Source organism: Lutibacter sp., from assembly GCF_040883305.1.
GTDB lineage: Bacteria > Bacteroidota > Bacteroidia > Flavobacteriales > Flavobacteriaceae > Lutibacter.
In genome coordinates this window covers 1-7,314 of sequence record NZ_JBFLKT010000051.1, presented here as the reverse complement: position 1 = coordinate 7,314, position 7,314 = coordinate 1, and the positions used below count along the sequence as shown (strand labels likewise).

Here is a 7,314-nt window from a genome sequence, read left to right as displayed (position 1 = left end):
TGCAGCAAATGAGGAACTTCTTGTAGAAGATGATAATTATTTACCATTACCTTTTGAATTAACCATTCCTATTCTAACTAATGTTTTAAATATTGGGGGTAATCCTACAGATTGGGATGATATGTACGTAGGGGGGCAAAATGGTTCTTATATAGATGAAATTAGGATTTGGAAAGATACTTTAAGTTCTACAACCATCAGAACAGATTATTCGAGATATATTAGTGGTAATGATTCCAGAATGGTTACTTATTTAAGTGCCAATGAAAAAGTAGGTTCCTTCGCCTATGATTTATCAAGAAATGGGTTTGATTATAACAAAAATCACGGAAAATTATACGAATTTAATACGCCAGTTACTAATAAAGTTGAATGGGTGACAGGAACTGGAAATTTCCCAACAGCCGATCAATTAGGGATTTTAGGTGTTACAGATATTAATGGAAATTATGAAATTACAGCCATTCCGTATTCAGGTACGGGAGAATCATTTAATATCACGCCATTGTACGGAGTTCATCAGTTTGAACCTGGTCAACAATTGGTGTTTTTAGGAGAAGGTTCTGAAGTTGTAAATAAAGTTGATTTTACTGATATTTCTTCATTTAGTTTTAAAGGTAAAATTTTATATGATACCAGAGGTGTATTTAAATCTTTTGTTGAAACAAATCCAGAAGCAGATTTAGTTTATAAACTTGATTACTATCTTGCCAGTGATGTTGATGCAACGAGCGAAGGTTACAATTTCTACCAGACTTATAGTGACGGTAAATTATCGAAAGGTGAATATTGGTATAATGAAGTTACAGATAGATACGAGAAATATGCCACAATTTATTCAGACGATGTAAATATATATGTAGATGGAAATGTGGTGTTAGATGAAAACAATGTACCAGTTGTTTCAAAATCGGAAGATGGTCTTTATGGCTATTTTGATATTCAAGTGCCAATTGGAAATCATTATATTTCAGTTAAAAAGGCTGGTCATAAATTTAAACATGAGGGTAGATTTCCCGCAGAATCTGGGACTTTTAAAGAGTTCTTTGAAGATTCTAACGAAGCTGTAATTTTTGTGGATAGCACAAGAGTTACAATTGTTGGTAAAGTAGTTGGAGGAAGCGTTGAAGCCGCAAAATCAATTGGGTTTGGAGATCAAGGCTTGTTTCAAAAACAAATTGATGTTAATGGTGAACCAGAAACATTGACCATAAGTTCTAAAAACAATATTGGTATTGCCGCAATTAAATTGGGGTATGTTCCACCTGGAGCAACTGAAAGTGAAAAAGAAACAGAACTTAATTTTGAAACCAATAGTGAAACTGGTGAATATAGAATAGCAGTAATGCCTTTAAAATATCAGATAGATCAATTAACGGGATTACGAATTAAAAATAATTCAGCAATAAGTATTTTAGAAGCTAACGAAACAGTTAATGTTTCTAAAGTAGGAGATTTATCACTACCAGAATTTCAATACCCAGATGGTACTTATGAATATGGGACGCCTTACCATTACGAAAAAAGTTTTACGTATAGAACAACTCCCGTTTTAAGTGTTGTAGATCAAACATCAGAAACAGAAGTTACTATTGAAGGTGAAAAAATAAGTACGCTTGGTTTTCAATACCCTGTTTATAGACAATTTGGAGTGTATAATATTAAATTAAAAAGCTTTGAAAGATACATAAATAAAGACTCGGGGACAGATATAGAAGATGTTGTTCCAATAATAGACGGAGAATTTAAACCAACTAATAATTTAGCATTAGAAGGTTCAGAAACTGTTGATAGAGATCCAAATGATAATAGTATTATTAACTATTCATTTAAAGGTGGGTTGCCAACTATTTCATCTCCTTTTACCAGAACAATAGATATTAAATATAGAATTAATGGTGTAGATTATGAAGCTGAAAATTATTTAAAAGAAGGAATAATTTTAGGAGGTCAATCGGATGGAAGTCAAACTTTTGTTACTTCAGCACCAGATGTTCCGGACATTATTTTACGTGATCCTCCAGGATCTAATAGTTCTGCTTCCATTCAAAGTGGAGAGAGTTTTTCAGTTACCTCAAGTAGTGAGTTTATCACTTCAGAAGGAGTATCAACTGGAATAAAAAATTCTTTAGGTGTTATGGTTAAGTTTGGTGGTGGTCTACTAGGACCTGTAACAGAAGTAAAACCAGTTGCAGATATAGAACTTGGTGTATCTCTAACTCATACTTCAGCATTTGGAGATGATTTAACCAAAACATATTCATTTTCACAAACAATTTCAACAAGTTCAGATCCAAGTTATGTGGGGTCAGATGGAGATTTATATATTGGAAATTCAAAAAATTATTTTTACGGATCGTATGATGATGTTCAGTCATCGAAAGACCCAGTTACAAATACGGAATCATTTGAATTGACTAATACAGCGGGTAAAAGTATTTTTATTAGTAAGCAAAAAGCGATGTATTTTGTAGAAGAACCTTCAGAAACATTCTTTATTTATTCTCAAAAACATATTATAGAGACTTTAATACCTGAATTGCAATTAATTATTGATAATTACGACAATCCTACAAGTGACGGATCTGCACCTTCTCTTACAAAAGAACAATATGAAGATCAGATTCATTTATGGAGAACTATTATATTAAATAATGAGCGAGGTAAATATCGAGCAAAAAATGATTTAGAAGGTTATAAAAATGAATTACTAGGAAGCTTAGATGTTTCTTCAACTGAATTAAGAGATAAAATAAGTAGTAATATACTTGAAAATATTTCTTTTGATGCAGGTGTTGGTGAATTTACACGTAGTGTTGAAACAGGATCAGTTACATCAACTTCTCATAAACTTAATTTTAAATTAGAAGAAACAGTAGCTTCAGAATTAGGATTAACATTAAATGGCGTAGGTTGGATTACTAAAATTGGTGGAAAATTGGAACAAAATTATACCAATACCACAACTAATCAGAATAGTTCTACAGTTAATATAAGTTATACTTTAAAAGATACAGATCCAGCTAATTTATTAAGTATTGATGTAGTGAATATGTATGATGGTAATGGCCCTATTTTTAGTACTATTGGAGGTAGAACATCATGCCCTTATGAAGGAGCAGAGCTTTCATTATTTTACAATAATGCCGATTACGACCCGGAAGCAACTCTAATCTATGAATTGCCTGAAGATAAAAGGGAGCAATTAAGTTACGCAACTCAAAGGGTAGAAGTACCATTGATAAGTGTAGATGTTGCAGATGTCAGTAATGTGCCAGAAAGAAATAATGCAGAATATACTTTAATATTAGAAAATAACAGCGTTTCAGAAACCGATATTTATTTTGAATTGATTGTAGATAATTTAAGTAATCCAAACAATGCAATAATTAATATTGAACAAAACGGAACTATTGTAAATGTGCCTTACGGACAAAAAGTGGAATATGCATTGACATTGGGTAAATCAATATCTGATGTGTATGATTATGAGGATATTAGAATACTTTTAAAATCTCGATGTGATGGAAATGTTTTTGATGAAGTTTTAGTTTCTGCTCATTTTGTACCTTCATGTTCTGAAGTAGATGTAACTGCCCCATTAACAAATTGGGTATATAACAATAAAACGGCTTATAATATTGACGAATCTGTAAATCCATTACAAATTAAATTGGCAAGTTTTGATACAAGCTTTAACAGTTTTAAAAAATTAGATTTAGAATATCGTTTAGCAACTTCTCCAACTTGGACACGATTACAAACCTATTATGCAAATCAAACTTTTTATGATGAAGCTGTTGCTGAAAATGAATCGGACATTACATTAATAGATAGTCCAGAGCTTATTTACACACTCGATATTGTAGGTTTACAACTATCAGATGGAAAATATGAATTAAGAGCAAGAAGTACCTGTACAAACGATACAGAATACATTTCTGATGTTGTTACTGGTAGAGTTGATTTAACATCTCCACAAAAATTTGGGACACCATTACCTATTGATGGAATTTTAGGTATAGGTGAAGATTTAAAAGTTAGTTTTAACGAACCAATCTTTTTCAATTCAGCTATAAGTACTATTGAAATAAAAGGACAAACAAATCAGTTACCAATTAACCATAATGTTTCTCTTTATTTTGAAGGAGCTACTAATACTGCTGTTATAAACAAGCCGAAAATTACAAAAGGAGATTTTACTTTAGAATTTTGGATGAATAATAGGACAACTGCTACAACAGCAGCTATTATTAAACAAGAAGGGGGTTTAAATATTAGTTTAAATAATGGTGAAATTGTCTTTTCACTAGGCGGTATTACTACGCAAGGTGTTATAGCAAACGATGGATTGTACCATCATTATACGTTCACTCATAAAAATAGTACAGGAGAAATTAGTATTTACCAAGACGATGCTGAAATTGGAAGCAATACCGGTAGTGCAAATGTAGATTTCACGAACAATAACCCACTAGTAATAGGCGGTAATTCCTTTATTGGTAATATGAACGAACTTCGTTTATGGAATAAAACCATTAGTTTAGAAAATGCGTATGCAAAAATGTATGATAAACTTATTGGTAATGAAACCAATTTAATTGGCTACTGGCCAATGGATGAAGGTAGAAGTGAAATTGCAAAAGACTTGGCACGATTTAAACATGCTCAAGTTAATGCCGATTGGGACATTAAACCTAAGGGAACTTCTTACGAGTTTTCAAATGGTCAATATTTAGCATTAGATAATGTAGGTTTTGTACAGTTAACCAACGAAATGGATGCAACTATTTCATTTTGGATAAAAACTGAGACTGCTCAAGAAGCAACACTTTTTTCAAACGGAAAAGGAGATGGTTCAGATATTATACAACCAAACGGAGGTGCAAATAAATGGGCTATTAACATGACTAATTCTGGATTGTTAACCTTTGAAAGTGAAGGGAATTCTTACACATTAACTAGCCAATCAGTTGCAGATAATAACTGGCATCATATTACATTATTATTCAATAGAATAGGTTCTTTAAGAACGTATGTAGATGCAGCACCTGTTTCTTCTAATCTAATGGCTGATATTGGGGGGCTCTCTGGAAATAAAATTTGGATAGGAGCCAGAGGAAGTATTGATTTAGCAGGAATTGAAACTGTAGATCGAACATTTACAGGTAAAATAGATGAATTCCGTTTATGGAATACATTGCGCAATGTAGAACAAATAAGTAGGGATAGATTTAACGAAGTAGCTGTTGAAAGTATTGGATTGCAATTATACGCAAAAATGAATGAGCCAGAGCCAGAAAATGGAAATGGGCCAAGATATTTTCATGCAGATGTTAATGAAACTATTGCTGCAAGTTTGGCATTGTTAAATAGTGGCGATGTAAATTATGCGGATGATGTGCCTGCAATTAAACCAGAAAGAGAACTTATTAAATTTGAAGTGAATCGTGTAATAAATGGTGATGAAATGATTTTAGAACCAGTTGTTACAGATTGGGCTTCATTAGAAGGTCAAATTCTTGATATTACAGTTCATAGAATGTTTGATAGTGCTAATAATAGACAACAATCACCAATAACTTGGACAACTTATGTAAAGCGTAACGAAGTTAGTTGGTTTGCAGAAGGCTATAATGAAATTGTTGATATTGTAAAAAGAACTGGTGATGAAAAATCTTTTGAAATTACATTAATTAACAAAGGAGGTAAAGGGCAACCTTATAATATCTCTAATGTGCCAAGTTGGTTAAAATTAAGTAGTACTTCAGGAACATTACAACCTGATAGTAAAATTATACTTACAGCCACAATAGATAAGGAATTAACTCCTGGAGAGTATTTGGAGAATTTATATCTACAAACAGATTTTGGATACGACGAGAAAATGCAAATTAAAATTAGAGTTTTGGCAGAAGAGCCAAATTGGAATATTAATCCAACAAACTTTGATTTTAGCATGAATATAGTAGGACGGGTAAAAATTGAAGGGAAATTCTCTGAAGATTCTTATGATAAAATTGCTGCTTTTAGCAATGGAGAAGTAAGAGGTTCTGCATATTTAGTTTATAATGAATCGTTCAAAGAGTATTATGCATACTTAACTGTTTATAGCAATAATGTTTATGGAGAATCTATCGTATTTAGTATTTGGGATGCTTCTCAAGGAAAAATTGTAGAAGCCGAAATTGATGGGCTTTCAAGTACACTTTTTAAAGAAAATGAAGTGTCAGGTACTTTAAGAAATCCAGTAATTTTTGAAAATTCCGATGTAATAATTCAGGAAATTGACCTTAACAAAGGGTGGACATGGGTTTCATTAAACGTTAACGATCCCAACTTCTCTAACCTAAATACACTAACTAAAAGTTTAAATTTAGAAACAGATGATAGAATGTTAAGCCATTCACCATCTCAATTAGAAACCTATTATAAGGACCAATCTGTAGCTTCAAATAGCACTTGGTCTGGTACAATAAGTGGAAATGGAGGTATGTCAGTTTCAAAAATGTATAAAGTTAAGTTTGCCAACAAACAATCTTTAAATATAAAAGGTATTCCTGTAGCTATTGCAAATTGGAGTTTCCCAATAAAAGAAAATTGGAACTGGTTGCCATATCCATTACTTGGAAATCAAGCTACAAACGAAGCTTTGGCATATTTTGATGCTGTAGATGGAGATGTAGTTAAATCGCAAAATTTATTTGCAATTTACGATCCAATAAATGGTTGGAATGGAACTTTAAATTATATGGAAGCTAGTAAAGGGTATATGATTAAATCTAGTAAAAATCAAACATTTACATATCCAAATTATTTAGCAAAACTTGAAAGAAGTAAACCTAGTAGTATTGTAAATGAAAGTCAAGCTAAAATTGCAAATGAATTTAAAGAGTATTCAGAAAATATGAATGCCGTAGTTCAATTGCCAGAAGGGTTTGATTCGTTATTTGTGTATGATACAATTGGTAATTTAAAAGGAAAATCTAACAATCAAATTGTTGGAGGTAAAGAATTAAGTTTTATTACTATTTATGGAGATGTACCTGAAACATTGTTTTTTTATGTTGGAGATGGAAGAGATGAAAAAGCAACTACTAAAACTTTTAGTTTTAAAAGTAATAATGTATTAGGAACAATTGCTAAACCTGTTATTTTGGAAGTCTTTTCAGACATACATCAGGGTACTATAACAATACATTTCCATTGGAATTGTCAAGCCCCGACACATCTTTGCAGGTTATGTACACCGTTGATGGCAGTGCCACATCTGAGCAAAATCATTACCAGTTGGCGCACCACGATACCCTTTAC

At 32.0% G+C, this 7,314-nt stretch carries 1 protein-coding gene; it reads left to right on the top strand.

Annotation, left to right across the window (positions count from 1 at the left end):
- Positions 1-7,314: LamG domain-containing protein (locus AB1Z17_RS01545; protein WP_368050030.1), on the top strand; the 7,314-nt coding region annotated here is incomplete at both ends.